This window comes from Zhongshania sp., from assembly GCF_041623545.1.
Lineage (GTDB): Bacteria > Pseudomonadota > Gammaproteobacteria > Pseudomonadales > Spongiibacteraceae > Spongiibacter.
The window spans coordinates 1-3,386 of record NZ_JBFJWS010000332.1; the positions used below are offsets into that span (position 1 = coordinate 1).

Sequence of the window (3,386 nt, forward strand, 5' to 3'; positions counted from 1 at the left end):
CCATTGGCGAGAACCTCTTTCTTTACGTCAAACAGCTCTTCGTAAAGTGAATCGTCGGATGTAAGTTTGTCATTCATGCTGCACCTCATTGCAAGATCCCCGGCCTCAGCCGGCAGAAAAAATCGTCGTTAACTATCGCGACATTGGCTTTCCGGCAGACAAGCCACCATCGACCGGCAAATTCACCCCAGTTATATTTGAGGCAAGATCCGACGCCAAAAACAGCGCACCGGCGGCGCATTCTTCTGGCTCAATAATCCGCCCAAGCGGGTGATGGCCTGCGGTATGCGCACGCCCCATCTCGGAATTTTTTAGCGCCGCTCCACCAAAATTAGTCGGCATGGCAGCGGGGCACACCGCATTCACTCGAATACCTTTGCCGGCAAACTCTAGCGCCAATGTTCGGGTTAAGGTGGTAATCGCGCCCTTACTAGAACCATAGAGCACACCACCAAAGCCGATTAGACCAGCAACAGACGCGGTCGTGACAATCGCGCCGCCACCACCTTGGGCCTCAAATTGGCGAATCGCAGACTGGCAACCATGAATAACGCCTTTGATATTAACTGCAGTGAGTTTGTCTACATCCTCGTCGCTAGACTCCATAAACGACAAACCCGGCTTGGTAGTGATACCGGCATTGTTGTACATCACATCGATACGGCCAAACTCGGCAACCGCGCTTGCGATTAAGCTATCAACGGATTTGGCATTGACCACATCACATTCCACCGCAATCGCCTGACCGCCGTTCCTTATAACTTCGTCAGCGGTTTCCTTAACCGCGCCAAGATTGATATCTGCGGCAACAATTTTTGCGCCATGCTCAGAAAACAACAAACACGCGGCACGCCCGACACCTGAACCAGCACCGGTAATAACCACGACCTTTCCATCAACCAAACCCTTTACCATATTAGCCTCCAAAATTAATGCACGTTAATTGTTGATAGAGCCGCAGTCCTTCGATGCCCCGTTCTCGGCCGATACCACTGAGTCGCTGACCACCCGACGATGCATAAGCACTCATCACGCCACCATTGATATTGACCGTGCCCGACTTAATTTTTAAAGCGACATCAAGCGCTTTTTTAGTGTCGTTAGAAAAGACGTAACCCGACAAACCAAAACGCGAGTCATTGGCCATTTCGACGGCATGATCGATATCTTTATAAGCAATAACAGAAACGACTGGGCCAAATATTTCATCTTGCGCCGCGGGGTTGCTATTGTCCGGAAGATCTAAAACCGTGGGTTCAAAGAAATAACCGTTCGGTAAATGAGCTGGGCGTTTTCCCCCAGCAACAATCCGCCCGCCGTTGTCTACTGCCGCTTTGACAAAGTATTCACAGCGCTCTACTTGGGCGGCGCTGATGACCGGCCCCATTTGGGTTTCCGGAGCGTCGGCAGGGCCAATGGTTATTCTCGCTAAGGCGCCACTCAATTTAGCCAACAATTCTGCCTTGCTTTCTTCCGGCACAAAAATTCGCGTGCCGAGGGCACAGCCTTGTCCGGCGTGTGCTAGGGCAACCCCCATTGCAGAGGGTAGGAACTTATCCAAGGCATCCGGCAAAAATATTTGTGCCGATTTACCGCCTAACTCTAATTGCAGACGCTTCATGCTTGGCGCGACCTGGGCCATGATTAACTCACCCACCTTCGACGAGCCGGTAAATGCCACCATCTCCACTAAGGGATGGGTGGTGAGCAGCTGACCGCCCTCAAGCCCCGCCTCCAGGACAATATTTAGAACGCCGTCAGGTAAGCCAGCCTCCGTTGCCGCCTCGGCAAACACCATCGCCGATAGCGGCGTCAGTGGACTAGGTCGCAACACCACGGTATTGCCCGCGATTAATGCAGGAATAATTTTCCACATCGCGGTGTAAAAAGGAAAGTTATAGGCCGCGATAGCTGCCACCACACCGATGGGCGTATAGCGCCGCAGACTCTGCACCACGCGGCCCATGGTATTGATGCGCTCCGCCACTGGCAGCGGGTTTTCTTCAAACTCCGGCAGAGACAAAAACAAATCTATGGCCTCGCCGGCGTGTTTAAGAGGTGTACCCACCTGTGCGTGCATCACCGAGCTGGCTTTGGGGCAGCCCGCTTCCGCAACAATCATATCCGAGATTAACTCGTACCGAGATGCCAGGGCTTTTATGAAATTGCGTAACACGCCAGCGCGCTCATTTACTGACAGACCGCTCCATACACCCGCGTCATAAGCCCGTCGAGACGACACAACAGCCGCCTCAACCTGCGCCAATGACAAGCCCGGCAGCTGCGTCAGCTGCTCGCCAGTTGAGGGGTTTTCCACCACCAGCGGTGCACCAAGACCTTCGATGAGTTGACCATCAATGTAGCCAGCATGAACCGGTAATTTCATGTTAACTCCTTGTTTGCTGCCACGAGGTCCTGTGCGTAGGCCTCAACGTGGTCCATTAGAGTTTGCAGCGCATCCGCCGGATTTAACTCAAGCGCTTTGGTTGGCTCTTCGTAGATCAGATGGTGGCCAGCACGAAAGAAGTACACATCGCCAGCTTCCGCAACTTCATCTGGCCACTTGGAGCTGGGATACACACAGCGAATGCGTCCACTAAATACATAGCCATAGTGAGGACACATGCACACCCCGCCGGGCAAGCCGACATAGGCAGGGCTGGCGTCACTCGGGCCCGCCTGGGTATAGCCAACCTCCATATCGCCCCAGTGAATAGATTTAAAACCTCGCCCACACAGCGGCCAGCGACCACCGCCGCCAGTGGGTAATTCTTCTAACTTGCTAACGGGCATATTTAGGCACCTTTTTTTATTATAAAAATAATGACTTAGGCAAATAGCTGTCGTACTGCGGCCTGACCTACCTTAAAAGACAATTTGGTCCTGGGCAGCTCATCGACGATCCGCCACATCGCCATCACATGTGTCGCAAGTACTTTTCCCGCACAAAGCCGGCTAATTCTTGCGCAGTTGTCGTGCAACCGGATTTTAGGCTAATGGCCGCAACCGGCACTTGTCCCAATCGCGAGTCTGCCAAACCCACCACGGCTACAGCGGAGACGGCAGGGTGCAATAGCAGGGCTTGTTCAATGGTTTCAGTTAGCAACTTAAATACCCTAGCGGCTATCTCTGCGAGCTTATTATTCACCCTTACGCGCCGCGCTACTTCGCCAAACTATTTAACAACAGGAGTCAGCACAACAACGGGAATCACCCGCTGCGTACGCTGCTGATACTGATCATAATTAGGCCAAACGCCAGTTACGACCTGCCACAAGCGCTCCCGCTCAGCGCCTTCCGCCGTACTTGCAACGACCTTGATAATTTCGTCCTTTACCTGAATTTCGACCTGGGGCTGGGCTACCAAATTAAGATACCAAGCGGGG

Annotated in this window: 5 protein-coding genes; all 5 read right to left on the reverse strand. The window is 53.0% G+C overall.

Translation table 11 applies throughout. The features are described from left to right. Positions 1–132: 132 nt before the first annotated feature. On the reverse strand, positions 133–915 hold the full coding sequence (locus ABYT30_RS17335; protein WP_373083165.1) for an SDR family NAD(P)-dependent oxidoreductase: 783 nt from the start codon (positions 913–915) through the stop codon (positions 133–135). 1 nt (position 916) lies between these two features. Next, positions 917–2,386 carry an aldehyde dehydrogenase family protein gene (locus ABYT30_RS17340; RefSeq protein ID WP_373097718.1) on the reverse strand — a complete coding sequence of 490 codons (1,470 nt, stop codon included), beginning with the start codon at positions 2,384–2,386 and terminating at the stop codon, positions 917–919. Beyond that, positions 2,383–2,793 (reverse strand): hypothetical protein, encoded by a 411-nt coding sequence (locus ABYT30_RS17345; RefSeq protein WP_373097720.1) that lies wholly within the window; start codon positions 2,791–2,793, stop codon positions 2,383–2,385. Before ABYT30_RS17345 ends, ABYT30_RS17340 begins: the two co-directional genes overlap by 4 nt. A gap of 124 nt (positions 2,794–2,917) precedes the next feature. Continuing rightward, positions 2,918–3,148: a hypothetical protein gene (locus ABYT30_RS17350; protein ID WP_373097721.1), complete on the reverse strand. Its 231-nt coding sequence runs from the start codon at positions 3,146–3,148 to the stop codon at positions 2,918–2,920. 27 nt (positions 3,149–3,175) lie between these two features. After that, the coding region (locus ABYT30_RS17355) for a nitroreductase/quinone reductase family protein (RefSeq protein WP_373097722.1) at positions 3,176–3,386 on the reverse strand (211 nt) is incomplete at its 5' end.

Bases quoted from the DNA above. Each gene is read 5' to 3' on its own strand.
- ABYT30_RS17335 (WP_373083165.1), bottom strand. From the start codon at position 915: ATGGTAAAGGGTTTGGTTGATGGAAAGGTCGTGGTTATTACCGGTGCT.
- ABYT30_RS17340 (WP_373097718.1), bottom strand. From the start codon at position 2,386: ATGAAATTACCGGTTCATGCTGGCTACATTGATGGTCAACTCATCGAA.
- ABYT30_RS17345 (WP_373097720.1), bottom strand. From the start codon at position 2,793: ATGCCCGTTAGCAAGTTAGAAGAATTACCCACTGGCGGCGGTGGTCGC.